Here is a 24,693-nt window from a genome sequence, read left to right on the forward strand (position 1 = left end):
GCCCGGGAAGGCGCTGCGGGCGCCGTGGAGCGAACGAGACACAACCGTGCCGGAGCGCACCGCACCGGGTCGGCCACCTTCGGTCAGACGGGCTGCTCCGGGGCGGGCGGCGGCCCGGGCGGGAGGCCCAGGGCGGTGTAGGCGGCGGCCAGGGCGGCGGCGCGCAGCTCGGCCGCGGGGCGGTCGCCCAGCAGGACCACGCAGTCGCCCAGGCCGCCCAGCACCAGGGTGACGCGGGCCAGCTCGGCCAGTTCCGCGCCGGGGCCGGCGAGCATCGCGGTGATGCGGCGGCGCCAGTCCAGGACCCGGCCGCCCAGGTCGAGCTCGGCCAGGGTGGCGGCGTCGCGGAACACCACCCGGTTGACCTCCCGGTGGCGCATGCTCACGTCGAAGTACCGGGCCAGCAGGACGCGCGGGTCGACGGCGCCCCCGGCCGCCTCGTCGGCGGCCACGGCGGCCTCGTAGTCGTCCAGCATCGGGCGGACCAGGGAGCGCAGCAGGTCCTCGCGCGAGGCGAAGTGGTAGTAGAGCGCGGGTTTGGTGATGCCGACCCGGTCCGCGATGTCGCGCATGCTGGTCTGCTGGACGCCCCGCTCCCGGAACAGCTCCAGGGACGCGGCCCGGATCCGGTCCTTGGTCCGGGTCGATCGCGCTCGGGGCACCCCTCACCTCACCTCTCGGCCACCGTGGTGTCACCAGTCTGGACCATGGGGGGCCTTGCCATCGCCGGTGTTTTTTGTTTACCTTCCGGTAAGTCTACAAAAGGAGGCCGCCATGGCGACCGTGCTCGTCTCCGGCGCGGGGATCGCCGGCCCCGTCCTGGCCCACCGCCTCGTCCGGCTGGGGCACCGGCCCGTGCTCGTGGAGCGCGCGCCCGCGGGCGGCGGGGGCTTCGGGGTGGACCTGTTCGAGCCCGCCGTGGAGATCGCGACGCGCATGGGCCTCATCGACCGGATCCGCGAGGCCTCCACCGGCAACACCCGCATCCGCCTGGAGCGCCCCGGGCGCCGCCCGGTCGACGTCGACATGGGCGCCCTGGCGGAGGTCGCCACCGACGACCGGCACGTGGAGGTGCTGCGCGGCGACCTGGCCCGCATCCTGCACGAGGCCGTCCGCGACGACGTCGAGTACCTGTCCGGGGACTCCGTCGCCTCCCTGCACGACGACGGGGACGGGGTCGACGCGGCCTTCGAGCGCGCCGCCCCGCGCCGGTTCGACCTGGTGGTGGGCGCCGACGGGCTGCACTCGGCCGTCCGGCGCCTGGCCTTCGGCTCCGAGGAGCGGTACCGCAGGTTCCTGGGCGGGCACATCGCCGTGTTCGACCTGCCCGAACCGCGGGAGGCCGACGGCCGGGTGGTGCTCTACCAGTCCGTGGACCGGACGGCCGCGGTCTTCCCGGTGCCGGGCACCGGCCGGGCCCGCGGCGCGCTGCTGTCGCGGGACGCGCGGGAGTACGACGGGCACCACCGGGACCTGGACGCCCAGCGGCGGTTCCTGCGGGAGGCGTTCGCCGGGGAGGGCTGGCGGGTGCCCGAGCTGCTGGAGGCCGCCGACCGGGACGAGGGCCTGTACTTCGACTCCATCAGCCGGATCGCCATGGACTCCTGGACGCGCGGCCGGGTGGCGCTGGTCGGCGACGCCGGGTACTGCCCGGGCGCCGCGGTCGGCGGCGGCACCACCCTGGCGGTGGTGGGCGCCTACACGCTCGCCCACCACCTCGGGGAGGACCCGCGGACCGGCCCCGCCGCCTACGAGTCGGCCCTGGCCTCCTACGTGCGGCGGGTGGGCGGGGTGGGGGCGGCGTCGATGGACACGCTCATCCCGCGCTCCCGGCTCGGGGTGACGCTGCGGTCGGCGGCGCTGCGGGCCCTGCCGCGGCTGCCCCGGCCGCTGCTGCGCCGCGCGGTGAACTCGGACTCGCGGGCCGCCCGGGTGCTGTCGTCGGTCGCGCTGCCACCCGCCGCCTGAGCCGGCGGACGGGCCGGCGCCCATCGCCGGCCCAGGCGCCGGCCCGGACGGCACACAGCTACTCTTTCTCCTCATTCTCCTCAGTGGTCACTCCGTCACCGACCCCCTTGTCTGATACTCGATTACGGGTTACCTTTATCTTGATGTCAGATACCGAACACCCCAAGATTCCGGACGATCTGGTGGGCGCGGCGATCCGCGCCGCGGAGCGGACGGGAAAGGACGTGGCCGACGTGCCTCTCATCGAGATAGCCCAGGAGGCGGGGGTCTCCCGCAGCACCCTCCTGCGCCGCCTCGGGGGCAGGCGCGGGGCCCTGGACACGGCGGTCCGCGAGGCGGGCGTCGACCCCGGCGGGCGCCCTCCCGTCCGGGAGCGGGCCGTCGAGGCGGGGGCGCGCCTCCTGGGCGAGACGGGCCTGGCGGCCACCACCCTGGAGGCCGTCGCGGCCGCCGCCGACTGCTCGGTGCACAGCGTGTACGCCGCCTTCGGGTCGCGCGACGCCCTGCTGGCCGCGGTCTTCGAGCGGTACGGCCCGCTGACCGAGCTGGAACGGCACCTCGCCGACCCGGGCGAGGACCTGGCGGCCGCCGTCCTGGGCGTCCACCGGGCGCTGGCCCGGGCGTTCACCGACGAGCCCCGGGTGATGCCCGCGCTGCTGGCCGACGTGTTCGCCCGGCCCGGCGGCCCCGCCCGGAACCTCCTGACAAGCCGGTTCTTCCCGCGCATGCTGGCCGCCCTGGGCGGCTGGCTGCGCCGGGAGATCGACGCCGGGCGGCTGCGGGACCTCCCCGTGCCCCTGCTGGCCCAGCAGCTCGTCGGCCCCGCCGTCATCCACTTCGCCCTGCGCCCCGCCCTGGCCGGGGTGCCCGGCATCGACTTCCCCGACGTGGAGGAGACCTGCGCCGTCCTCGGCGACGCCTTCCTCCGAGCGGCGGCGACCCACCCGCCGCGCTGAACCAGGGGCGACGGAGCCCCGGAACAGGAGTCCCCGATGACCGAGAAGACGACCTGCCTGATCGCCGGCGGCGGCCCCGCCGGGATGGTGCTCGGCCTGCTGCTCGCCCGCGCGGGCGTGGCGGTGACCGTGCTGGAGAAGCACGACGACTTCCTGCGCGACTTCCGGGGCGACACCGTCCACCCCTCGACCGTGCGCCTGCTCGACGAGCTCGGCCTGGGCGAGGAGTTCGCCGCCCTGCCGCAGAGCCCGCTGGACCGGGTCGCCTTCCCCCTCGGCGGGGACAGGATCGTGACCATCGCGGACTTCCGCCGCCTGCCCCACCCCTACCGGAGCGTCGCCATGGTGCCCCAGTGGGACCTGTTGAACCTGCTGGCCGGGGCCGCGAACGAGGAGCCCTCCTTCACCCTGCGGATGGGCACCGAGGCCACCGGGCTGGTCCGCGAGGGCGGCCGCGTGGTCGGCGCCCGGTACCGGGGCCCCGGCGGCGAGGGGGAGATCCGCGCCGACCTCACCGTGGGCTGCGACGGCCGCTGGTCGCTGGTCCGCCGCGAGGCGGGGCTGGTCCCCGCGGAGTTCCCGGTGGGCATCGACGCCTGGTGGTTCCGGCTGCCCGGCTCGCCGGAGGACGCCATGGCGCTCACCCCCCGGGCCGGTCGGGGCCGGTTCCTCATCGTCATCCCCCGCGAGGGGTACCTCCAGGTCGCCTACATCGGCCGCAAGGGCAACGACCCCGACCTGCGCGCCCGGGGCGTGGAGGCGTTCCGCGCCGACGTCGCCGAACTGCTCCCGGAGCTGGCCGACCGAGTGGACTCCATCGGGTCCATGGACGACGTCAAGCACCTGGACATCCGGCTGAACCGGCTGCACCGCTGGCACGCCGAGGGCGTGCTGTGCATCGGCGACGCCGCGCACGCCATGTCCCCGCTGGGCGGGGTCGGCATCAACCTCGCCGTGCAGGACGCGGTGGCCGCGGCGACCCTGCTGGCCGAACCGCTCCGGAGGGGGACCGCCGACGGGCGCGCCCTGGCGCGGGTGCGCGCGCGCAGGCTGGCGCCGACCGCCGTCGTCCAGCGCCTCCAGCGGACCATGGAGAAGATCCTGGTCGAGCCGATCCTCCAGGGCCGCAGGATGGGGCCGCCCGCACCGGTGCTCTGGGTGCTGGAGCACCTGCCGTTCATGACCGCGGTGCCCGCCCGCCTCATCGGTCTGGGGCTGCGCTCGGAACACGCCCCGGAGTTCGCCCGCCGCTGACGCCCTCCTCCGGCCCGTTCCCCCGCTCCTCCCCCGGGTCCCGGCCCCCGGCCCGGGAGCGCCCGCCGCCCAGGGCGGTGAGCGCGACCCCGCCCACCAGCAGCACCGCGGCCAGCAGGTTGAGCGGTGTGAGCTCCTCCCCCAGGAACACCCACGCCGAGAGCATCCCGAACACCGGCACGAGCAGCGTGAACGGGGCGACCGCCGAGGCGTCGTGCTCGCGCAGCAGGAACCCCCACACGCCGAACCCGAACACGGTCGCCACCCAGGCGATGAACAGCAGTGCGCCGATCCCGGTGAGGTCGAGGCCGCGCAGCGCGGCCAGGCCCGCCTCCGGCCCCTCCACGAGCAGGGACAGCGCGAACAGCGGCAGCGGAGGGACCAGGCTCACCCACACCATCCAGGACAGGGTGTCGGGCGGAGCCGCCTTGCGGGTCGCCACGTTGGCCAGGCCCCAGAACGCGGCCGCCGCGATGATCATCGAGAACGCCGCCAGCGGCCCCGATCCGCCCTGGGCCCAGGCCGCGACACCGATCCCGCCCAGCGCCACGGCCATGCCCGCATAGCGCAGCGGGCGCAGCCGCTCGCCCAGGAACACCACCGCGAAGCCCGCAGTGAACACCGCCTGGACCTGGAGCACCAGCGACGTGAGCCCGGCGGGCATGCCCAGGTGCATGCCGGTGAAGACCAGGCCGAACTTGGCCACCCCCAGGGTCAGCCCGACCACGAGGATCCACCCCAGGGCGACCCGGGGCCGCTTGACGAGGAAGACCGCGGGCACGGCCGCGACGAGGAAGCGCAGGGCGGTGAAGAGCAGGGGCGGGAAGTGGTCGAGGCCGACCTCGATCACGACGAAGTTGACACCCCAGACGGCCGCGACGAGCACGGCCAGGAACAGGTGGAAGGGACGCATGGGTCCGATCATGGCCGCCCGGCGGATTAAGCACCAGCGAAGATTCCTACACCGTCGGATTCACGCCTGCTACATAATGGTGGTGTCCTCCCGAAAGGAGCGCCCCGTGCTCGACCTCTCCCGGCTGCGCGCCCTGCACGCCGTCCACGTCCACGGATCGGTGGCGGCCGCCGCCAAGGCCCTGGGCTACACCCCCTCGGCGGTCTCCCAGCAGGTCGGCAAGCTCGAACGCGAGACCGGCACCCCGCTGCTGGAGCGGCGCGGGCGCGGCGTGGTGCTCACCGACGCCGCCGCGATGCTCGTGGGCACCGCCGGGCGGGTGCTGGCGCTGGTCGAGGAGGCCGAGGTGTCCCTGGAGGAGCGGCGCGGCCGCCCGCACGGGCGGCTGACCGTCGCGTCCTTCGCCACGGCCGCGCGAGGACTGCTGCCGGGGGTGCTCGCCGAGCTGGCCGCCGCCCACCCCGCGCTGGACGTGCGGCTGTTCGAGGAGGACCCGCACGCCACCCCGCACATGGTCGCCCAGGGCACCGTGGACCTGGCCGTGGTGCACGACTGGGACATCGCCCCGATGAGCGTCCCCGAGGGGGTGGCGCGGGAGCGCATCGGCGAGGACCGCTGCGACGTCCTGCTGCCGCCCGACCACCCCCTCACCGCCCGGGACTCCCTGACCCGCGCCGACGTGGCCGGGGAGCGGTGGATCTGCCAGCCCCCGGGGACGGTGTGCCACGACTGGCTGACCCGCACGGTGCGCTCCACCGGCACCGAGCCCGACATCGCCCACTACGTGGCCGAGTACCAGACGCAGCTGGCGCTGGTGGCCGCCGGCCTGGGCGTCGCCGTGGTCCCGCGCCTGGGCCGGGGGCCGCTGCCCGCCGACGTGGCGGTGCGGCCGGTGGACCCGGCACCGGTGCGGGGCCTGGCGGTGCTGTGGCGCGAGGGCGCGTCCCGCCGGCCGGCGATCACCGAGGCCGTGCGGGTGCTACGCGAGCACGCCGCCCGTCTCTAGATCGTTGATGGGGAAATGTGTCCTGGTCAGTGGTCGTAGGCGATCAACGACCGCTTGACCGGGGCACCCACCAGCCAGTTGTGCCAGATCGCGGCGTTGAGCGCGCAGATGCGCTGGCACACCCGCGCCCACAGCCCCTCACTGGTGCGAGCCTGGTGGCGCTCCAGGCCGAGCTGGTTCTTCAACGTCCAGATGACGGCCTCGATCCTCTGACGCAACCAGCCCGGGAACCGGCCCTCGACGGATTCGCCCTTGAGCGCCGGACGCACCAGGGCAAACCCCAACCCGGCGGCCGCCGTCTCGATACCGACCCCGGCGAAGCCCTTGTCGCACACGATCACCGCCGGCCCCGGAGCGCACGGTCGGACGTGCAGCAGATGCAGTGCCTGTTTGCGTTCGTCCAACTCCTTGGGGTGGGCCAGGGAGAACGCGCACACCGACCCCTCCGCGGTAGTGATGAGCACGAGCTTGGCACCCCAGTAGAAGGCGTGGTGGGACACGTCCCGCCCGTACCCGGCCACCTCGCCCGGGCCGGAGCGGTCCACCGTCACGCGAGAGGCCCCGCACCGCACCGGGGTGCCGTCCATCAACCGCACACCCTCCCACCAGGTCGGGACGGAGCGGGCCGGCCACATCGCGGCCTTGAGCAGGACCGGGGCCGCATCGCGCAGGTGGCGGTTGTACTCGGACTGGCCGGGCAGGCGGGGGAACAGGTGCCCGATCCGGGCCGGTGCCGCCCGCATCCAGTGGCGTTCGGAGTCACACCTGAGCAGGACCTGGGCCAGGGCGACACAGACGAGTTCGGCGTCGGTGAGCTTTCGGGGGCGGCCCGGGCCGCGGCGCTGGTTCGCCGAAGGGAGCACATGGTCGTCGAGATGGACGTAGAGTGCTGTCAGAAGGGCGTCAAGGTCATTGGTCACACTCTGATCCTCGACGCCCTTCGCCATGCGCGCAGCGGGTTCAGGGATTTCCCATCAACGATCTAGGCCGTGTCCTCGCGGACCCCGCCGCGCTTCGGCCCGCCCGACGGGTGGCGGAAGGTCCCCGGCGGGCGGCCGACGGCCGCGGCGCCGCCGCCCTGCGCGGTGCCCTCGGGGGACGGGGGCCTTCGGCCCCGACGGCGCCTCGCGGCCCCGCCGGCGGCACGGCGGGTGCTCGGGGCGGCGCTCAGTCGGCGATGGCGGGGACGCGTTCGCCCTCCGGGACCGGGCCGGGCGCGGTGCCCTCCCCGAACGGCGACCCGCCCAGCGCCTCGCGCCCGTGCGGGGCGAGCCACCCCCGCGGGTCGGGCCCGGCGGCGACGACCCGCGTCGGGTTGATGCCGGTGTGCACCCAGTAGTAGTGGACCCGGATGTGGTCGAAGTGGGTGGTGTCGCCGAACCCCGGGGTCTGGAACAGGTCGCGGGCGTACGCCCACAGCGCCGGGTACTCGATGAGCTTGGCGATGTTGCACTTGAAGTGCCCGTGGTACACGGCGTCGAAGCGCACCAGGGTGGTGAACAGCCGGATGTCGGCCATCGTCAGGGTCTCCCCCACCAGGTAGCGGCGGGAGGACAGGCGCGCCTCCAGGTCGTCCAGGCGGGCGAACACCCCGGCCACGGCGCGGTCGTAGTGCTCCTGGTCGGGGGCGAACCCGGCCCGGTACACCCCGTTGTTGAGGTCGCGGTAGACCTCCGCGCCGACCGCCTCGATCTCCTCGCGCAGCGGTTCCGGGTACAGGTCGGGGGCGCCCTCGCGGGTGAGCGGCCCCCATTCGGTGGCCATGTCCAGGCAGAGCCGGTCGTAGTCGTTGGTGGCCAGGTGGCCGGTGGCGGTGTCGACCAGGCCGGGCACGCTCACCCCGCCGGTGTAGCCGGGGTCGCGGGCCAGGTAGGCCTCGCGCAGGGCGTGGATGCCCAGCACCGGGTCCACGCCGCCCGGGCTGCCGGTCTCCTCGGTGAACACCCAGTGCGGGTCGCCGTCGATGACCTCCTGCCTGGGGTCGGTGACGGCGAGGGAGACCGCGCCCTCCAGGCCCATGAGGCGGCGGACGATGACGGTCCGGTGCGCCCACGGGCAGGCCCGGTTGACCACCAGCCGGTAGCGCCCGGGCTCGGCGGCGCGACCGAACCGGCCGTCCGCGGTGACCCGGTCGGCGAAGGCCGCCGGATCGCGTGTGATCTCCTCCGTGGGGACTTCGTTGGCCCGCATCCCGCTTCTCCTCCCGGCGACGGCACTGCCGGTCGCATCGTATCCCCGCGGCGGCGGCGCGCCCGGTACCGGGCGGAGGGCCTGGGCTACCGTGGTCCTCCCATGGACGACACGACCCCGGAACCGGTCGGGCCCCTGGCGGGCGCCCGGGGCGGCAGGCTGCGCTACGGGCGCGGCGCCCCGGGGATCGAGCGGCTGGCGGTGTCGTTCTCCTCCGGGGGCTTCGCCCCGCACCGGCACGACGTGTACGCGGTCGGCGTCACCCTGGCCGGGGTCCAGGGGTTCGGCTACCGCGGCGGGCGCCACCACTGCCTGCCCGGGCAGGCCCACGTGCTGCACCCGGACGAGGAGCACGACGGGGCGGCCGGGACCGAGGAGGGGTTCGGCTACCGGATCGTCCACATCGACCCCGCGCTGGTCCAGCGGGCGCTGGGCGGGGTGCCGCTGCCGTTCGTGGCCGACCCCGTGGTGCCCACCGAGCGGGTGCCCCGCGCCCTGCTGCGGTGGCTGGGCACCATGGACGACCCTTTGGACGGCCTGGCCGGGGCGGAGCTGGCCGCGTCCCTGGCCGACCTGCTCCTGGCCTGGTCGGGGCGGTCCGCCCCGGCCCGGCCCCGGGGCGGGCCCCTGCCGCTGGCGGAGCTGGAGCGGGCGCGCGGGCTCATCGCCGACGACCCGGCCGCCGCGCACTCCGCCGAGGAGCTGGAGCGGGCCTGCGGGCTGGACCGGTGGACGGTCGCGCGCCGGTTCCGCGAGGCGTTCGGCACCAGCCCCACCCGGTTCCGCGCCATGCGGCGGCTGGACCGGGCCCGGCGGCTGATCGCCTCGGGCGTCCCCCTGGCCGCGGCGGCGGTGGAGGCCGGGTTCGCCGACCAGAGCCACCTCACCCGCGTCTTCAAGGGCGCCTACGGGCTCACCCCCGGCCGCTGGGCGGCGGCGCTGGAGCGGGTGCCCGCTCCGGAGCGGGGCCGGGGTCGGCCGCCCGCAGCGCCTCGATGACGGCGGCCATGTCCCGGCCGCCGTGGCCGGAGCGGTCGGCGTCGGCGAACGCGCGCAGGCACGCCTCCATCAGCGGCGCCGCCGCGCCCGCCGCACGGGCGGCCTCCACGACCAGGCGGCTGTTCTTGAACACGTCGGCGACCGCCGCCTGCGGCGCGAAGTCCCCGGAGACGAGCTTGTCCGCCTTGGCCCGGGAAACGGCGCTGGCCATGGGCCCGGCGTCCAGGACACGGGCCAGCAGGCCCGGGTCCAGTCCCTGGCGCTCGGCGAAGTGGAACGCCTCGGCCAGCCCGGTGACCAGGGTGATGAGGAAGGTGTTCACCGCGAGCTTGAGGGTCAGGGCGGCGGGCACCGGCCCGCACACGACCTGGTCCGTGCACAGCGGCGCGATGATCCGGGCGGCCTCCGCCACCGGCTCCGGGTCGCCCGCGAGCATCGCCACCAGGCTCCCCTCCTCGGCCGGTCCGCGCGAGCCCGAGACCGGGGCCTCCACGTAGCGGCCGCCCGCGGCCTCGATGTCCGCCCCCAGGGCCCGGGAGGCCGCCGGGGCGATCGTGCCCATGTGGACGACCGTGCGCCCGGCGACGCCGACGGCCACCTCCCCCTCCGCCGTGCGGCCCAGCACGGCGTCGGCGGCCGCCTCGTCGGAGAGCATGAGGATCACCGCGGAACAGGAGTCGAACACCTCGGCCGGATCCGCGGCGATCCGCGCGCCCGCGCGTTCCAGGGGGCCGCACCGGTGCGGGGACCGGTTCCACACCACGAGGTCGGTGCCCGCGCGCAGCAGCCGCAGCGCCATGGGGGTCCCCATGATGCCCAGTCCGACGAAACCGATCGCCATGTCCTCGTCTCCTCCCGGGAGGGTGCCGTCCGGGCGCCGCCCGGCGCCCCGCACGTATCGGAGCACCGCGGGGCCGGCCGCGTCTTGAACGATCGTGCGGCGGCGAAAACGGCGTGCGGCCGCCGGTCCGCGGACCGTAGTGTGACGCCCGTGGAAGGGCTGAACGGCTTGGGCACCGCGATCCTCGTCGAGGGCGAGAGCGATCGCGCCGCCCTGCTGGCCCTGGCCCCGGGGCGCGGGCTGGACCCGCGGGTCCTGGGCGCGGCGATCGTGCCCATGGGCGGGGCCACCAACGTCGGCCGCTTCGTGGCCCGGCTGGGGCCGCGGGGCGCCGGGCTGCGCCTGGTGGGGCTGTGCGACGCCGCCGAGGAGCGGCACTTCGCGCGGGCGTTCGCCGGGGCGGGCCTGGGCCGGGACTTCCACGTGTGCGTGGACGACCTGGAGGACGAGCTGATCCGCGCGCTGGGCGTGGCCGGGGTGGAACAGGTGATCGCCGGCCAGGGCCGGGAGCGGTCCCTGCGGATCTACCGCAGGCAGCCCGCGCACCGGGGCCGCCCCGCCGACCGGCAGCTGCACGGGTTCATGAGCAACAACAAGGAGCAGTACGCCCGGGCGATGGCGCAGGCCCTGGCCCCCGAGCGGGTGCCGGGACCGCTGGCGGCGGTCCTGGCCGCGCTGGAGGTGGCGGCCGGGGAGGCCTCCGCCTGAGCGGGGCGGCGCCGGTCGGCTCAGGCGGCGGCCGGTGCGCCGCGCAGGTACTCCACCACCTGGCGGGCGACGGTCCGCCCGGCCCGGTTGGCGCCGATGGTGCTGGCCTGCGGCCCGTACCCGGCCAGGAACACGCGCGGGTCGCGCACCGAGCGGCCCTGCTCCACCCTCACCCCTCCCCCGGGTTCGCGCAGCCCCAGGGGGGCCAGGTGGGTGAGCTCGGCGCGGAAGCCCGTGGCCCAGATGATCGCGTCCACGGGCTCGAAGGCCCCGTCGGCCCAGCGCAGCCCGTCGGGCTCCACGGCGGCGAACATGGGGCGGGCGACCAGGAGCCCGCGTTCGACGGCGGCCAGGTTGCGCGGGGTGGCGGGCAGGCCCGTGCCGCTGGAGATGCTGGGCAGCGGCCGCCCCGCGCGGGCGGCCTCGTCCGCCCGGCGCACCGCCTCGACCCCGGCCCCGGGGTCGTCGGTGAACCGCACCGGGCGCCGGGTGACCCAGACCGTCGAGGCGGCCACCCCCTCCAGTTCGTGCAGGAAGCCGGTGGCGGAGGTGCCCCCGCCCACCACGGCCACGCGCAGGCCCGCGAAGTCCCGCGCGGACCGGTACTGCGGCGTGGACACCTGCACGCCCCGGAAGTCCGCGGCGCCCGCGAAGTACGGGCGGAAGGGCCGGGCCCAGGTGCCGCTGGCGTTGACCAGCGCCCGGGTGAGCAGGGCCCCCCGGTCGGTCTCCACCCGCAGGCGGCCGTCGCCGGCCTCGCGGACCGCCGTGACCTCGACCGGGCGGCGCACCCGCAGGTCGAAGGCCCGCTCGTAGCGGTCGTAGTACTCGCGGACGACGTCGCGGGCCGGGCGGTCGCCGTCGGCGGTGGCGAAGCTCAGCCCGATCTCCCGCATGCCCGGCAGGTCGTCGACCTTGTGGGCGTCGTCCAGGCGCAGCGCCTCCCAGCGGAACTGCCAGGCCCCGCCGGGGGCGGGCCCTCGGTCCAGGACCACCGCGTCGGTGCCCGGCACCAGGCCCAGGCGGCGCAGGTGCCAGGCCGCCGACAGGCCGGCCTGGCCCGCGCCCACCACGACCACCTCCGCCTCCTGCGGTCCTCCCGGTGCTCCGCCCGTCATGGCGTCCCCCTTCGCGTCGTCGCCGTCCATGGGCAACAACGCGCGGCGGGGTTTCTTCCCGGTGCGGCGCCGGGGCTCAGACGGCCGCGGCGGAGGCCTCCCTGACCAGGCTCCGGGTCGCCACCGTGCGCAGGAAACCGGTGTCCGGCACCCACCCCGCCCCCGGCCGCGTCGGCACCCGCACGGTTCCGCCGGTGCACACCACCGGTTCGGTGGTGATGTCGCGCGCGTAGTACTTGTCCGAGCCGGACACGTCCGAGGGCAGGGTGAACCCGGGCAGGGAGCTGAGCGCGACGTTGGCCGCGCGGCCCACGCCGAACTCGTGCATGCCGCCGCACCAGACCGGGACGCCGTGGTCGCGGGCGATGTCGTGCGCGCGCACGGCCTGGGTCAGACCGCCCATCCGGGACACCTTGATGTTGAGGACGCGCCCGGCCCCCAGGGCCAGCGCGGTGTTCAGGTCCTCGGGGTCCTCCACCGACTCGTCGAGGCAGACCGGGGTCTCCATGGTCCGCTGGAGCCGGGCGTGGGCCAGCAGGGCCGACGGGGCGAAGGGCTGCTCGACCATGAGCAGCCCCCACCCGTCCAGTTCCCGCAGGACCGCATGGTGCTCCTCGGTGTCCTCGTAGACGCCGTTGGCGTCGACGTGGACGGGCACGCCGGGGAAGGCGGCGCGGACGGCCCGCACCGGCTCGACGTCCCAGCCCGGCGCGATCTTGAGCTTGACGCGGCGGTAGCCCTCGGCGACGCGGAGCCCGACCTGTTCCAGGAGGGCGTCGATCCCCGGTTCGATCCCCAGGGAGACGCCCGCCTCCACGGTGTCGCGCCCGCCGCCCAGCGCGCGGGCCAGGGGCACGCCCCGGCGCAGCGACCACAGCGCCCAGGCCGCCGTGTCGAAGCCGGCGCGGGCGAAGCGGTTGCCGCGCACCCGGGCCATGGCGCGGGCCAGCTCCCCGGGGTGCTCCCAGTCGGCGCCCAGGACGATCGGCACCAGGTGGTCGACCGCGACCGACCAGCAGGTCTCGACCGTCTCGGCCGAGTAGAAGGGGCCGCTGGGCGAGGCGATCTCGCCCCACCCCTCCGCCCCCTCGCCGTCGGTGAGCCGGACCAGGATGTGCTCCAGTTCCGTCTTGGCGTGGGAGCTGGTCTGGAAGCGGTGGACCAGGGGCAGCCGCACCCGGTGGAGTTCGATGCGGTCGATGCGGGTCATTCTTCCTCCGTGTAGAGGCCGAGTTCGGCGGAGAGGGCGTCCCGTTCGCGCAGGCGGCGCCCGGCCCCCTTGGAACTGGCGATGGTCAGGGTCGCCAACAGGTGCAGGGAGAGCGCGACCGAGGTGGGCGAGTTGGTGTAGGAGGCGCTGGAGAGGTCCAGGACGACCGCGGCCGCGGCGTAGCGGACGAGCGGGGCGTCCTCCGCGTCCGTGATGAGGACGAGGGTTCCGCCGCGCTCGGCGTAGGTGCGGGCGACCTCGACGGTCTCGCGCCGGTACCGGGACAGGGAGACCGCCACCAGCAGGTCCCCGGCGCGGATGTCGCTGAGCACGTCGAGTGCGCGCAGCGCGGAGCCGTCGACGAAGTGGACGCCGGACAGGCCCGCCGTGAGGTCGGAGGCGAGCATGCAGGCGTAGCCCAGGGACTTGCCCGATCCCAGGAGGTAGCGGCGCCGGGCGGAGACGATCAGGGCGGCGGCCCGCTCGATGGCGTCCTCCTCCGCGGCCCAGGCCAGGGCGGTGTCGAACTCGGCGCGCTGCTGTTCGAGGACGCGCTGCTTGAGCACCTGGGCGGAGCGGCGCTGGACGTTGCGGTCGAAGCGCTCGGACGGGGTGGTTCCGCGCTGGGGGGTCATGTCTCTCCTCGACTGAAGGTGTAGACCACGGTGTCGGGAGCATTCTCCGGCCTGGCGACCGAGACGAGCCGCAGGCCTTCCGCGAAGCGGGCCCGCAGTTCCGCCGAGAGGCGGGCCCGGTCTCCGGGGTCCTCCGCCGCGGTCCGGGGCCCGGCGGGCGCGGTGACCGTGGTGCGGTGGCCGGGCCCCTCGGCCCGAGGCCGGCCGGCCTCGGTTCCCAGGCCCCAGCTGACGATGACGCGGTCGGAGCCCCCGTCGTCGTAGAAGTCGGGGAGGAAGCGGATGCCGACCGCTCCGAGGACTTCGAGGTTGAAGTGCGCGTTGCGCAGCGAGTAGGGGTCGAAGGCCCAGCGCATGGTGTCCACGCCGGTCCTGCGCGCCGCCTCGGCCTGCCCCCGCTTCAGGGCCCGGCCGACGCCGCGCCCCTGGACGGTCGGGGCCACGACGGCGGTCTGCGAGTAGTGGTAGGGCGCTCCGCCGTCGACGGCGTGGACGCCGTAGCAGAAGCCGACCAGCGAACCGTTCTCGTCGAAGGCCCCGAGCACGCTGCCCCCGTTCTCGCGCAGGGCGGCGAGGAGGCGAGGGCTGACCGCGTGCTCGGGTCCCTCGTAGCCGAAGACGGAGCGGTAGAGGCCGGAGGCCGCGGACCACTCCGCGGCGGTGGTGAGGTCCCGGACGGTGATCCCGTCCGAGGCCGGGCGTCCGGGGGAGGAGTGCTGGACACGCATCGTCACGCTTCGCCTCCGGAGAAAGATAGCGAACGTATCATTCGACCTTCAGGTGCTTTTTCCCTATTGACAGGATTTTTGTGGCAACCATAGCATCCGTATATGAAACGGATCACCACTGCTCCCCCGGTCTCCGACGACCCCCTCGGCACCCTCCGCGCGCTCACCCTGCTGGAGTCGCCGAGCGGGGACACGGCGGCCCTGGCCGCCCTGGCGGGGGTACTGGAGCCGCTGGCGCGCCGGGCGGGAATGGACACCGCCCGCCGGGCCGGGACGGCGGGTGACCACCTCCTGTGGTCGTTGCCGGCACGCGGGGTCGACGGCCCGCCGCTGCTCTTCCTCAGCCACTACGACACCGTCTGGCCGACCGGCACCCTGGACTCCATGCCCTGGAGCGTGGAGGGGGACGTGGTCCGCGGGCCCGGGGTGTACGACACCAAGGCCGGGATCGTGGCCCTGCTCGCCGCCGTCGAACGGGTCGTCGCCTCAGGGGAGCCCCACCCCGAAGTGCGGGCGGTCGTCGTGGCCGACGAGGAGGTCGGATCGCCGACCGCGGGCGACCTGGTCCGCTCCGAGGCCGGGTCGGCCCGGGCGGTGCTGGGCCTGGAGCCGCCCCACCCCGGCGGGGACCTGAAGACCGGCCGCAGGGGCAGCACCCGGGCCCGCATCGAGGTCACCGGTGTGGAGTCGCACGCCGCCCTGGACCCCGACGCCGGCACCAACGCCATCGATGAGCTCATCGACCAGCTCCTGGGGGTGCGCGAGGTCGCCTCCCGGCTCCCGGTCCTGCTCAACACCGGCACCGTGCGGGGCGGCGGCCGGACGAACGTCGTCGCCGGCCGCGCCCACGCCGACCTGGGCCTGCGCTTCGCCGACCCGGAGAACGAGCGGACCGTCCTGGGCGCCCTCGAAGGGCTCACCCCGGTGCGTCCGCACGCCCGGGTCGCCTCCCGGCTGCTCTCCCACCGGCCCACCTGGCGGGAGGACGACGCCTCCCGGGGCCTGGCCGCGTCCGTCGCGGAGATCGCCGCGGGCATCGGCCAGAGCCTGGGCGGGCGCCCCGCCGACGGGGCCGCCGACACCAACACCACCGGGGCCCTGGGCGTCCCCACGGTCGACGGGCTGGCACCGCACGGCGGCGGCGCCCACGCCCGGGACGAGTGGGTGTCCGCGTCCGGCCTCACCGAGCGGATCGACCTGCTCGCCGCCCTCGTCACCGGCCTGCACCGCACCGTCTGAGACGGCGCCCGGCCGCCCGGGGCCGGCCCCTTCCGGGGCCGCCCTCCCCCTCCCCTCCCACGATCCCGAGGAAGACCATGACCGCCTCTCCCCCCGAACGGACCGCCGACGGCGCGGCCGCGACGGCGAACACCTCCCGCGGCGCACGCGTCGTCCGCGTCCTGAACCCGGTGCTGTCGGCCGTCGGCCTGGTGGCCTGCCTCGTCTGCGGACTGCTCTACGAGCCGCCCACGCTCTGGGGCCTGCTGCCCATCCTGCTGTTCGCCGCCCTGGTCGTCCTGGGCATGAACATGCTGCCCGCCTCCGTGGTCAGCACGGTCGGCGGCCTGCTCATCCTCATGCCGGGCCCCGGCGCCATGGCCGACATCGCGGTGGCGTCGCTCGGCAACCAGGTGACGCTCATCGGCGTGATCATCATGTTCGGGGCCGCGGTGGGCGAGGTCATGCGCCGGACCCGGGTGGCCGACGTGATCGTCGGCGGGATCGTCGGCCTGGTCGGCGGGCGCGGCCCCCTGGTGACCGCGTTCGCCGTCATGGTGGCCTGCCTGGCGCTCGTGGCCTCCCTGGGGACCCTGGCCGGGGCCCTGGCCATCGCGGCGCCCCTGGTCATCCCGGTCGCGGCCCGCCTGGGCTACACGCGCAGCGCGACCGCGGCGATGATGTTCATCGGCGGCTGCGCCGGCCTGGCCCTGGCCCCCTTCGCCGGGTCGAACGTCGCCATCATGACGGCGGCGGACGCCGGCTACCTCGAGTACCTCCTCTACGGCGCGCTGCCCCTGACGGCGGTCTCGCTGGTGGTGGGCCTGCCCGTGGTGCGGTGGATGCAGCGCCGCACCGAGGGCACCGGGGACGAGTACGGCGAGGCCGACATGGTCCAGGGACTGGACCGCCCCGACCGGCGCGCCCGCACCGCGACCGCGCTCTTCTCCGTCGTCCTGGCGGGGTCGGTGGTGTGGGCCGTGGCCTCCGGCGTCGGCATCCTCTTCCCCCTGGTCGCGCTGCCCGTCCTGGGGCTGCTCACCGGTCTCGTCGGCGGGCTGGGCCCGGTCGGGACCCTGCGGGCACTGGGCACGGGGGCCCGGAGCATGATCGGCATGCTGGTGCTGTTCGTCCTGCTGGCGGTGCTGTTCGTGGTGCTCGACTCCCTCCAGCCCTTCGACGTGATCCTGGAGCTGTACGGCGAGCGGCTGGAGGGCCTGGGCCCCTTCCTGTTCGCGATCGCCATCGCCCTGCTCGGCTGGGTCGGGGTCCCCGGCGCCACCGCGGCCCAGGTGGTGCTGATCGACGAGCTGTTCGGCGGCCTGGCCTCGAGCATCGGCATCGGCGTGGCCACGTGGATCATCGTCCTGCTCTTCGCGTCCAAGGCCGACACGTACGGCCCCTTCCCCAACGCGAACATGGTCGGCGCCATGGGCATGGCACGGTCGACGAACCTGAAGAACGTCCTGATCACCGGATGGGCGGTGCTGATCCCCGTCTGTGCGGTCTACACCCTCATCATGTTCATCGAGACCCGCTGAGGAGAACGCGTGCACGACATCGTCATCACCGGAGGGACCGTCGTCGACGGTACGGGGGCGCCCGGCCGCCGTGCGGACGTGGCCGTCGACGGGGACCGGATCACCGCGGTCGGAACCGGGCCACTGCGGGGGCGCAGGACCATCGACGCCACGGACCGGATCGTGTCACCGGGGTTCGTGGACCTGCACTCGCACGCGGACTTCACCCTGCCCGCCTCGCCGGGGGCCGTCACCCAGCTCGCCCAGGGCGTGACCACCCTGGTCACCGGCAACTGCGGTCACTCGCCGTTCCCGCTGACCGAGCGGAACAGGGACGCCGGGGGCTTCGCGGGCTTCGACCCGGCCGCCCTGGACTGGTCCTGGACGGACGCGGAGGGGTACGCCGCCATGCTGGACGCGCGGCGCCCCGGCGTGAACGTGGGGCTCCAGATCGGGCACAACATGATCCGCTCGGCGGTCCTGGGCGGCGAGGACCGCGCCCCCGGCGACGCCGAACTGGAGGAGATGCGGGGCCACGTGTCCCGGGCGGCGGAACAGGGCGTGCTGGGCTTCTCCACCGGGCTCATCTACCCGCCCGGCCTGTTCGCCGCCACGGACGAGGTGGTCGCGCTGGTGCGGCGGGCCGCCGAGCACGGCATGCTGTACTCCACCCACGTCCGCAACGAGACCGACCGGGTCCTGGAGGCCGTCGCCGAGGCCCTGGAGACGGCCCGGTCCGCGGGGGCGCGGCTCCAGGTGTCGCACCTGAAGAGCATGGGCCCGGGCAACCACGGGCTGGCCCTAAAGGCGCTGGACCTCATCCTGCGCGAGCGGGAGCGGGGGCTGGACGTGACCTGCGACGTCTACCCCTACACCGCGTCCAGCACCTCGCTGGCCTCGCGGCTGCCGGCCTGGGCCCTGGACGGCGGCGCGGCCGCCGTCGCGGCGCGGCTCGCGGACACGGCCGAGCGCGCCCGGATCGTCGAGGGCCTGCACGAGCGCTTCGGCCGGGACATCGACCCGGCGGGCATCGTCCTGGCCGAGCCGGGCCCGGGGCCCTTCGCGGACCGGGCCGGGTGGTCGGTCACGGAGATCGCCGCCGAGCGCGGTATGGACCCGGCCGAGGTGGTGCTGGCCGTGCTGGCCGGGCACGGCGACGTGGCCATCGTCAACCACGCGATGTCCGAGGACGACGTGCGGGGCGTGCTCGCCTCCCCGATCAGCGCCGTGGCCAGCGACGGATGGGTCCTGGACGCCTCCGGCCCGGGGCGGCCGCACCCGCGCAGCTTCGGGACGTTCGCCCGGGTGCTGGGCCGCTACGTGCGCGACGAGGGGGTCCTGGGCCTGGAGGAGGCGGTGCGCAGGATGACGTCCCTGCCCGCGGCGAGGGCGGGGCTGGCCGACCGCGGGGTGCTGGCGCCCGGGTCCGCGGCGGACGTGGCGGTGTTCGACCCGGAGCGGGTCGCGGACCGGTCCACCTACGAGGACCCGTGGCGGCTCTCCGTCGGCACCGAGGCGGTACTGGTCAACGGGGTCCCCGCCGTCGAGGGGGGCGAGGCCACCGGCGAGCGGCCCGGGCGGGTCCTGCGCCGGGCCGCCTGAGGCGCCGGCCCCGGAGGGCGGGTCACAGTTCGTCCTTGAACTCCTGGATCATGGTGTCGGAGGCGTGCACGCACATGATGCGCAGGCGTCCGGTGCCGGAGTTGACGAACCCGTGCCACACGTGGGGGCCGACCACCGCGGTGTCCCCGGCCCGGGCCACCAGGCGCTCCTCGCCGATGGTGATGGTGGCCTCGCCCTCCAGGACGGTCCAGGTCTCGCTGTAGGGGTGGCGGTGCAGGCCGGGGCCCTGGCCGGGCTCGTTGTCGACGAGGAAGAAGCTGATCCCGGAGCCGTACCTGCGGCCCTCGAAGAGCAGGGTGCGGCGGGCCTCGCCGATGACGATCTCGTCGAACGGGATGGCGCGGGGGGCCGTGGTGTTCGCGGTGGCGTCCATGGTGTCCTCTTCTCCTGTGGGGCCTGCGAGCGGTTTCCGTCCCCGCCGTCCGGCCGATGCCCCCACTCTGGCGGGCGGCCCCGGGAGGCTCTACTGTTTCGACATGGATCGAAAGAGTGCCCGGTTCCACATCGGCGCCGACGACGTGTCGGCCATCCGGTTCGGGGTGTCCCCGGGCCACGAGCTGGCGCACGCCGTGCGCATCCTGCTGAACCCGCAGCGGCACCCGCTCCAGTGGGGGTGGCTGCGGTCGGTGCGGGCGTCGGTGCCGGCCGCGGCCCTGGACCGGCTGACCGCCGTGATCCGCCGGGAGGGGTACTTCCCGGACTTCCTCACCGCGGCGCCGAGCTGGGACATGACCCCCGAGGAGGAGATCGAGCGGCTGCGCGCGGTGCCGATGGACGCGGTCCGCTTCGACCTGGGCAAGGTGCTGGTGCGCTCGGAGGGGCGCGCCAAGGACCTGGTGGCGGGCATGATCGAGCACCCGCGGCGGACCCGGGACATGATCGCCGACGCCTGGGAGCAGGTGTGGGAGGCGACGATGGCCCCGCACTGGCCGCAGATCCGCCGGCTGATGGGCGCGGACATCGACCTGCGGATGCGGCGGATGGGCGCCGGCGGGGTGGGCGCGATGGTGGCGACCCTGCACGAGACGGTGCGCTGGCACCGCAACACCATCGAGGTGGCGCTGCGCATGCACGACGAGGACGTGCGGTGCGAGGGCAGCGGGGTGGTGCTCGCCCCGTCGGTGATGGGCACCGCCCGGTGCGCGGTGCTCACCGAGCCGCCGGTCCAGCCCTCCCTGTTCTACCCGGTGGACGGGCTGGCCGAGACCTGGATCCACGGCGCCGCCGCCGAGGAGGCGCTGACGGAGCTGCTGGGCGCGGGCCGGGCCCGGGTGCTGGCCTGCCTGGACGGGCCCCGGACCACCTCGGAGGTGGGCGACGCCTGCGGGATGGCGGTCTCCACGGCCTCCCACCACCTGGGGGTGCTGCGCCGCTCCCGGCTGGTCCACGCCCGCCGGGAGGGGAACCGGGTGCTGCACACCCGCACCCCGATGGGCGAGACCCTCCTGGGCCGCGGCTGACCGGAGCGCGCCGCCGCCCCGGCCGCCCCCACAGAACACGATAAAAAACCAGAATTCGTATATATGAATTCACTTGACCATTGCTTTACCCCCGCTTTCCCCCGGCTTTAGACCCGTGGAATTTATGATCATCTCGATCCGGATGAGCGCGATCGCGCACCCGCCCCATCGGGTTCCTTTCCGGTCACCCTTTACGGGACAAAAGAAGAGGTGGTTCGTGAAGTTCGCCAAGACGCTCGCCGTCGCCGCCATGACGACCGTCGTCACCCTCGGTCTCGCCTCCCCCGCCGCGGCGGTCGAACCGACCCCGCAGTGCGAGCACAACGGCAACGTTCCTCCCTGCTGGGAGTACTACTCCTGGTACTGGACCTACTCCGCCTGCCACGAAGAGGGGCGCAAGCAGGTGCAGAGCAGCCGCTACTCGGACTACCTCTGCGACGGCGGAGCCACCGTCTACCTGTGGCTGCGCCGCGTCTGATCCCGGCCCGAACGAGAAAGGGCCCCGCCGGAATTCCGGCGGGGCCCCCGCATATCCGGACAACACGGGGTTCGAAAAACAGCATCCGCCCGGAACGGGAAAAGGGATTCCGAAAACGGTGCCCCGCGTCGCCCGGAACGGCGTCGGGCCGGGCGGTCACCGGCCCCCGGTGAGGGCGTGTCCCAGGACCGCGTGCAGGTGGTCGACGTCGGCCTCGGCGCCCCCCAGCAGCAGGGAGGCGCACAGCCCGTCGGAGGCGGCGACCAGGGCCTCGACGGCGGCCGGGTCGTCGGTGCGGGCGCGGGCCAGCCCGGCGACCTCCTCCCGCCAGCGCCGGGCCAGCGGGCGCAGCGCGGGGCGCCGCGCCGCCAGGGTGGACAGTTCGCGTTCGGCGAGCGCGCGCTCGCGCCCGGGGCCCGCGGACTCCGCGAGGAGCTCGGCCAGTCCCCGCAGGGTGTCCCCGCCGGCGGCGGTGACGGCCCGGATCCTCGCGGTGTAGTGGTCGGCGACGGTCGACAGCGCCGCCACGAGGAGGTCGTCGAGCGTGGCGAAGTAGTAGGTGGTCAGACTGGCGGTCACCCCGGCCTCGCGGGCGACGGTGCGGTGGGTGACGCCCGCTGCGCCGTCGCGGTGCACGACCCGCAGGGTCGCGTCGATGATCTCGGCCCGGCGGCGCTCCCCTCTGATCCTGCGCCCGTCGGTGACCGCCGTCGTCTCGCCCATGGTGCCTCCCTCACCGCCCAGGCTAGTGGCCGCCGCCCGTTCCGGCCCCGATGGGGCGGACGTGCCGCAGGGCGACGGCGCAGACCACGGCGAGCACGGCCACGACCGGGCCGGTGGCCAGGGCCGCGAGGTTGAGCCCGGCGACGAACGCGTCGACGGCGTCCCGGACGGTGGCCTCGGGCAGCCGGTGGGCCACCGACCGCACGCCCGACAGGCCCTCGCCGACCCGCGCGGCCACGGCGGCGGGCGCGTCGTCCGGAGGTGCGACCCGGGAGCGGTGGACGGCGGTGGACAGCCCGCCCAGCAGCACCACGCCGACCGCCAGCCCCAGCTCCTGCACGGTTTCGGACACCGCCGCCGCCGACCCCGCCCTGTCCGCGGGCGCAGCGCCCACGACGATGTCGGTCCCCAGGGCCGCGATGGACCCGAGCCCGAGGTAGACCAGGGTGAACCCGGCGACCACGCAGACCCGCTCCCCCGGGCCGGCGGCGGCCAGCAGCGCGTACCCGGCCAGCGAGGCGCCGAGGGTCGCGGCCATGACGGTGCCAGGGCGGATCCGCCGGGCGGCCAGCGGGGCGCCGACCGCGGCGGCGAGCATCGCCAGCGCGGGCGGTCCCATCCACAGCCCCGCCTCGGTGGCGGGGAGCCCCTCGACCAGCTGCAGGTACTGGGTGACCAGGAACATGACCCCGCCGACGCCGACCAGCCCGACCAGCAGCACGAGCAGGGCGGCGGAGAAGGCGCGGTCGGCGAACAGCGACACGTCCAGCAGCGGCTCCGGGGAGCGGAGCTGGCGGCGGACGAACAGCACCGAGCAGACCGCGCCCAGCAGGGCCGCGCCGAGGGTCCACGGGTCGGGCCCGTCGGCGGCCAGGTGCTTGACGGCGTAGACCAGCGGAAGCAGCGCCCCCAGCGACAGCGCCACGCCGGGCAGGTCGAAGCCGCCCCGGCCGGGGACCCGGTGCTCCGGCAGCAGGAACGGGGCGGCGGCCGCGACGACCGCGGCAACGGGGACCGCGAGCAGGAACACCGACCCCCAGGGGAGGTGCGCCAGCAGGGCGCCGCCGACCACAGGGCCCGCGGCCATCCCCAGCGCGAACATGGTGGCCCAGATCCCGATGGCCAGGGCGCGGTGCCGGGGCTCGGGGAACAGCGTCCCCACCAGCGCGAGGGTGGAGGGCATGAGCGTGGCCCCCGCGACGCCCAGCAGCGCCCGGGCGGCGATCAGCCACTTCGCGGTGGGGGCGAACGCCGCGAGGACCGAGAAGAGGCCGAAGGCGACGACGCCCACGGACAGCAGCCGGCGGCGGCCGATCCGGTCGCCCAGGCTCCCCATGGTGATGAGGAACCCGGCGATGAGGAGCCCGTAGGCGTCCATGATCCACAGGGTCTGCGCGGCCGTGGGCTCCAGGTCCGCCGCCAGGCTCGGCAGGACGAGGTAGAGCACCGTGACGTCCAGGCCGAGCAGCACCGTCGGCAGTGACAGCAGTGCGAGACCGGCCCAGGCGCGCGCTCCGGGGCGTTCCACGGGCGTCTCCCTTCTCTCGAGAAAGTTGAACGAGAGTACAAGTTGTACCATCGTTCAATTTTTTGGGGAAGGGGCGGCCCCGGGCGGGGAACGTGAGCGGACCCGGAATCAGGGCGGGCGGGCGGCGGTTGGCAGCGGTATGACCGAGACCTCCCCCGTGCTGCACGGCACCTTCACCGTGCCCTTCACGCTGGCCGCCGCCCCCGGCCGGGTGTTCGCCGGATTCTCCGATGAGCCACTGCGCCGCCGGTGGTTCCGCATGCCAGGGCCGTCGGCGACGGCCCGCCACCGGCTGGACTTCCGGACCGGCGGCACCGAGGAGGCCGGGAGCGTCTTCCCCGGCACGGAGGGGCCGGAGGAGCTGGAGTACCGGTCCCGGTTCCTGGACATCGCGCCCGACCGGCGCATCGTGTACGGGTACGAGGCCCGGGTGAACGGGGTGACCCGGTGGACCTCCCAGGTGATCCTGGAGTTCGCTTCCGAGACCGGGGGGACCCTGCTGACCTGGACCGAGCAGTACGCCTTCCTGGTGCTGACCGGGGACGGGTCCCAGGACGTCGCCCACCTGAAGGGCGCCACCCGGCTGCGCCTCAACGGGCTGGCCTCCGTGGTGGAGGACCGCCCGGCCCCGGGGCGCCCGCTCACCCGCCCCCGCCGGTAGCCCCCGCGCGGATCACCGGTCGCCGGTCCCCGCCTCCCCCCGCCACCCGTCGTCCGGGTACTCCTCCCCCTGCCAGCGGCCGTCCGACCAGTGCTCGTCCGGCGGAGCTCCGCCCGGCCGGCGCCCCGCCGACCCGGTGGACTCCGGCCGCTCCCCCCGCGGGCCCTCCCCGGGCCGGGGACGCCGCGGCCGGGGCAGGGCGACGGCCAGCAGGGAGGCGCCGACCAGGAACCACACCGACGGCCACAGCAGGCCCAGCGCCTGTTCGGCCCGCATCGACGGCATGGTCCCCCGGGGGTCGCGGGCCACCTCCATGACCTGCCCGGGCTCCGCGTCGGGCCGGGTCGCGGTCGTTCGCGAGGTCGTCAGGGTGCCGCCGCAGTCCCACTCGACCGTGAAGTCCCCCGTACCCGTGACGGGGTCCTCCCCCCACACCCGGCCCGGTCCCCTTGCGGAGCGCCCGGCGATGGCCTCGCCGTCGACGTACGCCACCGTGCACGTCTCGACCACGGCGACCGTGCGATAGGCCAGTCCGCGCCCCAGGAACTGGACTGCGCCGAGCAGGACCGCGACGGCCACGAGGCCGAGGACCAGAGGGGTCCAGCCGGCGGAATCCCGCACGACCGCGAAGAGGACCAGCACGACCCCGACGATCCAGGCGACCACGAGGACGAACACACCGGCGGCGTTCGGCGCCCATCCGTAATGGAGGTACGAGGCGCCCAAGAGCACCGTTACCGCGATGGGCGCCGCCAAGGCCGCGAGGAGCCGCCGCGATCCCGCGTCTTCGTCCCGCATGTGCCCACTCTCCCGTTCCCGTCGTACGGTTCGCGGGTGGGACGGCCTTCCGAAGGAGGCGGTTCCGCCACGGCCGCGGGGTTCCACGGCGGCGGGGCCGCCCGGACCGCGCTGTTCCGGAGGGGCGCGGGCGCACCGGCGGCGGAGCCGGAGGTCGG

At 75.1% G+C, this 24,693-nt stretch carries 25 protein-coding genes; 12 read left to right on the forward strand and 13 right to left on the reverse strand.

Annotation, left to right across the window (positions count from 1 at the left end; translation table 11 throughout):
- Positions 1 to 83: 83 nt before the first annotated feature.
- Positions 84 to 662, reverse strand: a complete 579-nt coding sequence (locus tag K1J57_RS31660) for a TetR/AcrR family transcriptional regulator (RefSeq protein WP_220562353.1) — start codon at positions 660 to 662, stop codon at positions 84 to 86.
- Between the two features lie 112 nt (positions 663 to 774).
- Here K1J57_RS31660 and K1J57_RS31665 point away from each other — a divergent pair, with 112 nt between their 5' ends.
- The 3 genes from K1J57_RS31665 (at position 775) to K1J57_RS31675 (ending at position 4,178) form a co-directional block, all read left to right on the forward strand.
- Positions 775 to 1,968: an FAD-dependent monooxygenase gene (locus tag K1J57_RS31665; RefSeq protein WP_220562354.1), complete on the forward strand. Its 1,194-nt coding sequence runs from the start codon at positions 775 to 777 to the stop codon at positions 1,966 to 1,968.
- 143 nt (positions 1,969 to 2,111) lie between these two features.
- A complete protein-coding gene (locus K1J57_RS31670; protein WP_220562356.1) occupies positions 2,112 to 2,924 on the forward strand; it encodes a TetR/AcrR family transcriptional regulator in 813 nt (270 codons plus the stop codon).
- 36 nt (positions 2,925 to 2,960) lie between these two features.
- A complete protein-coding gene (locus tag K1J57_RS31675; RefSeq protein WP_220562357.1) occupies positions 2,961 to 4,178 on the forward strand; it encodes an FAD-dependent oxidoreductase in 1,218 nt (405 codons plus the stop codon).
- Here the strand turns inward: K1J57_RS31675 and K1J57_RS31680 are convergent.
- Positions 4,126 to 5,091, reverse strand: a complete 966-nt coding sequence (locus K1J57_RS31680; RefSeq protein WP_220562358.1) for an EamA family transporter — start codon at positions 5,089 to 5,091, stop codon at positions 4,126 to 4,128. The two genes, K1J57_RS31675 and K1J57_RS31680, sit on opposite strands and share 53 nt — an antisense overlap.
- A 106-nt stretch (positions 5,092 to 5,197) precedes the next feature.
- Between K1J57_RS31680 and K1J57_RS31685 the strand changes: the two genes are divergently transcribed.
- Positions 5,198 to 6,097, forward strand: a complete 900-nt coding sequence (locus K1J57_RS31685; protein ID WP_220562359.1) for a LysR family transcriptional regulator — start codon at positions 5,198 to 5,200, stop codon at positions 6,095 to 6,097.
- Between the two features lie 26 nt (positions 6,098 to 6,123).
- On the opposite strand, the gene K1J57_RS31690 is transcribed toward K1J57_RS31685, so the two are convergent.
- Positions 6,124 to 7,017, reverse strand: coding sequence for a transposase (locus K1J57_RS31690; RefSeq protein ID WP_220562360.1), 894 nt, complete (start codon positions 7,015 to 7,017; stop codon positions 6,124 to 6,126).
- A gap of 247 nt (positions 7,018 to 7,264) precedes the next feature.
- A complete protein-coding gene (locus tag K1J57_RS31695) occupies positions 7,265 to 8,287 on the reverse strand; it encodes a glutathione S-transferase family protein (RefSeq protein WP_220562361.1) in 1,023 nt (340 codons plus the stop codon).
- Between the two features lie 102 nt (positions 8,288 to 8,389).
- Here K1J57_RS31695 and K1J57_RS31700 point away from each other — a divergent pair, with 102 nt between their 5' ends.
- A complete protein-coding gene (locus K1J57_RS31700; protein ID WP_220562362.1) occupies positions 8,390 to 9,286 on the forward strand; it encodes an AraC family transcriptional regulator in 897 nt (298 codons plus the stop codon).
- Here K1J57_RS31700 and K1J57_RS31705 read toward each other — a convergent pair.
- Entirely contained in the window at positions 9,201 to 10,127 is a 927-nt protein-coding gene (locus K1J57_RS31705) for an NAD(P)-dependent oxidoreductase (RefSeq protein ID WP_220562363.1), read from the reverse strand. The genes K1J57_RS31700 and K1J57_RS31705 overlap by 86 nt on opposite strands.
- A 150-nt stretch (positions 10,128 to 10,277) precedes the next feature.
- Between K1J57_RS31705 and K1J57_RS31710 the strand changes: the two genes are divergently transcribed.
- Positions 10,278 to 10,835 (forward strand): TOPRIM nucleotidyl transferase/hydrolase domain-containing protein, encoded by a 558-nt coding sequence (locus tag K1J57_RS31710; protein ID WP_255646745.1) that lies wholly within the window; start codon positions 10,278 to 10,280, stop codon positions 10,833 to 10,835.
- A 20-nt stretch (positions 10,836 to 10,855) separates the two neighbouring features.
- Here K1J57_RS31710 and K1J57_RS31715 read toward each other — a convergent pair whose 3' ends face one another.
- The 4 genes from K1J57_RS31715 to K1J57_RS31730 all read right to left on the reverse strand — a co-directional run bounded on the left by K1J57_RS31715 (position 10,856) and on the right by K1J57_RS31730 (position 14,526).
- On the reverse strand, positions 10,856 to 11,953 hold the full coding sequence (locus tag K1J57_RS31715) for an NAD(P)-binding domain-containing protein (RefSeq protein ID WP_220562364.1): 1,098 nt from the start codon (positions 11,951 to 11,953) through the stop codon (positions 10,856 to 10,858).
- Between the two features lie 76 nt (positions 11,954 to 12,029).
- Positions 12,030 to 13,163 (reverse strand): o-succinylbenzoate synthase, encoded by a 1,134-nt coding sequence (menC, locus tag K1J57_RS31720; RefSeq protein WP_220562365.1) that lies wholly within the window; start codon positions 13,161 to 13,163, stop codon positions 12,030 to 12,032.
- Positions 13,160 to 13,798 (reverse strand): MurR/RpiR family transcriptional regulator, encoded by a 639-nt coding sequence (locus tag K1J57_RS31725; RefSeq protein ID WP_220562366.1) that lies wholly within the window; start codon positions 13,796 to 13,798, stop codon positions 13,160 to 13,162. Before K1J57_RS31725 ends, menC begins: the two co-directional genes overlap by 4 nt.
- Positions 13,795 to 14,526 carry a GNAT family N-acetyltransferase gene (locus K1J57_RS31730; RefSeq protein ID WP_255647273.1) on the reverse strand — a complete coding sequence of 244 codons (732 nt, stop codon included), beginning with the start codon at positions 14,524 to 14,526 and terminating at the stop codon, positions 13,795 to 13,797. Before K1J57_RS31730 ends, K1J57_RS31725 begins: the two co-directional genes overlap by 4 nt.
- A gap of 102 nt (positions 14,527 to 14,628) precedes the next feature.
- Between K1J57_RS31730 and K1J57_RS31735 the strand changes: the two genes are divergently transcribed.
- The 3 genes from K1J57_RS31735 (at position 14,629) to K1J57_RS31745 (ending at position 18,866) form a co-directional block, all read left to right on the forward strand.
- On the forward strand, positions 14,629 to 15,765 hold the full coding sequence (locus K1J57_RS31735) for a M20/M25/M40 family metallo-hydrolase (protein WP_220562368.1): 1,137 nt from the start codon (positions 14,629 to 14,631) through the stop codon (positions 15,763 to 15,765).
- Between the two features lie 77 nt (positions 15,766 to 15,842).
- Entirely contained in the window at positions 15,843 to 17,285 is a 1,443-nt protein-coding gene (locus K1J57_RS31740) for an SLC13 family permease (RefSeq protein ID WP_220562369.1), read from the forward strand.
- Positions 17,286 to 17,294: 9 nt separating this feature from the next.
- Positions 17,295 to 18,866: an amidohydrolase family protein gene (locus K1J57_RS31745; RefSeq protein WP_220562370.1), complete on the forward strand. Its 1,572-nt coding sequence runs from the start codon at positions 17,295 to 17,297 to the stop codon at positions 18,864 to 18,866.
- A gap of 22 nt (positions 18,867 to 18,888) precedes the next feature.
- On the opposite strand, the gene K1J57_RS31750 is transcribed toward K1J57_RS31745, so the two are convergent.
- Positions 18,889 to 19,260 (reverse strand): cupin domain-containing protein, encoded by a 372-nt coding sequence (locus K1J57_RS31750; protein WP_220562371.1) that lies wholly within the window; start codon positions 19,258 to 19,260, stop codon positions 18,889 to 18,891.
- A gap of 103 nt (positions 19,261 to 19,363) precedes the next feature.
- Here K1J57_RS31750 and K1J57_RS31755 point away from each other — a divergent pair, with 103 nt between their 5' ends.
- Together K1J57_RS31755 and K1J57_RS31760 are read left to right on the forward strand one after the other, a co-directional pair.
- On the forward strand, positions 19,364 to 20,347 hold the full coding sequence (locus tag K1J57_RS31755) for a DUF5937 family protein (RefSeq protein WP_220562372.1): 984 nt from the start codon (positions 19,364 to 19,366) through the stop codon (positions 20,345 to 20,347).
- 217 nt (positions 20,348 to 20,564) lie between these two features.
- Positions 20,565 to 20,825 carry a hypothetical protein gene (locus tag K1J57_RS31760; protein WP_220562373.1) on the forward strand — a complete coding sequence of 87 codons (261 nt, stop codon included), beginning with the start codon at positions 20,565 to 20,567 and terminating at the stop codon, positions 20,823 to 20,825.
- A 156-nt stretch (positions 20,826 to 20,981) separates the two neighbouring features.
- Here K1J57_RS31760 and K1J57_RS31765 read toward each other — a convergent pair whose 3' ends face one another.
- Complete coding sequence (locus tag K1J57_RS31765) at positions 20,982 to 21,548, reverse strand: TetR/AcrR family transcriptional regulator (RefSeq protein ID WP_220562375.1); 567 nt, start codon at positions 21,546 to 21,548, stop codon at positions 20,982 to 20,984.
- 22 nt (positions 21,549 to 21,570) lie between these two features.
- Positions 21,571 to 23,076, reverse strand: a complete 1,506-nt coding sequence (locus tag K1J57_RS31770) for an MFS transporter (protein WP_255646746.1) — start codon at positions 23,074 to 23,076, stop codon at positions 21,571 to 21,573.
- 139 nt (positions 23,077 to 23,215) lie between these two features.
- On the opposite strand from K1J57_RS31770, the gene K1J57_RS31775 reads away from it, so the two are divergent.
- Positions 23,216 to 23,737 (forward strand): SRPBCC domain-containing protein, encoded by a 522-nt coding sequence (locus K1J57_RS31775; RefSeq protein ID WP_220562377.1) that lies wholly within the window; start codon positions 23,216 to 23,218, stop codon positions 23,735 to 23,737.
- Positions 23,738 to 23,749: 12 nt separating this feature from the next.
- Here the strand turns inward: K1J57_RS31775 and K1J57_RS31780 are convergent, their stop codons facing one another.
- Positions 23,750 to 24,535 carry a hypothetical protein gene (locus K1J57_RS31780; RefSeq protein WP_220562378.1) on the reverse strand — a complete coding sequence of 262 codons (786 nt, stop codon included), beginning with the start codon at positions 24,533 to 24,535 and terminating at the stop codon, positions 23,750 to 23,752.
- Between the last annotated feature and the right edge of the window lie 158 nt (positions 24,536 to 24,693).

Origin of the sequence: Nocardiopsis sp. MT53 (genome assembly GCF_019598965.1) — a bacterium.
Taxonomy (GTDB): Bacteria; Actinomycetota; Actinomycetes; order Streptosporangiales; family Streptosporangiaceae; genus Nocardiopsis; species Nocardiopsis changdeensis.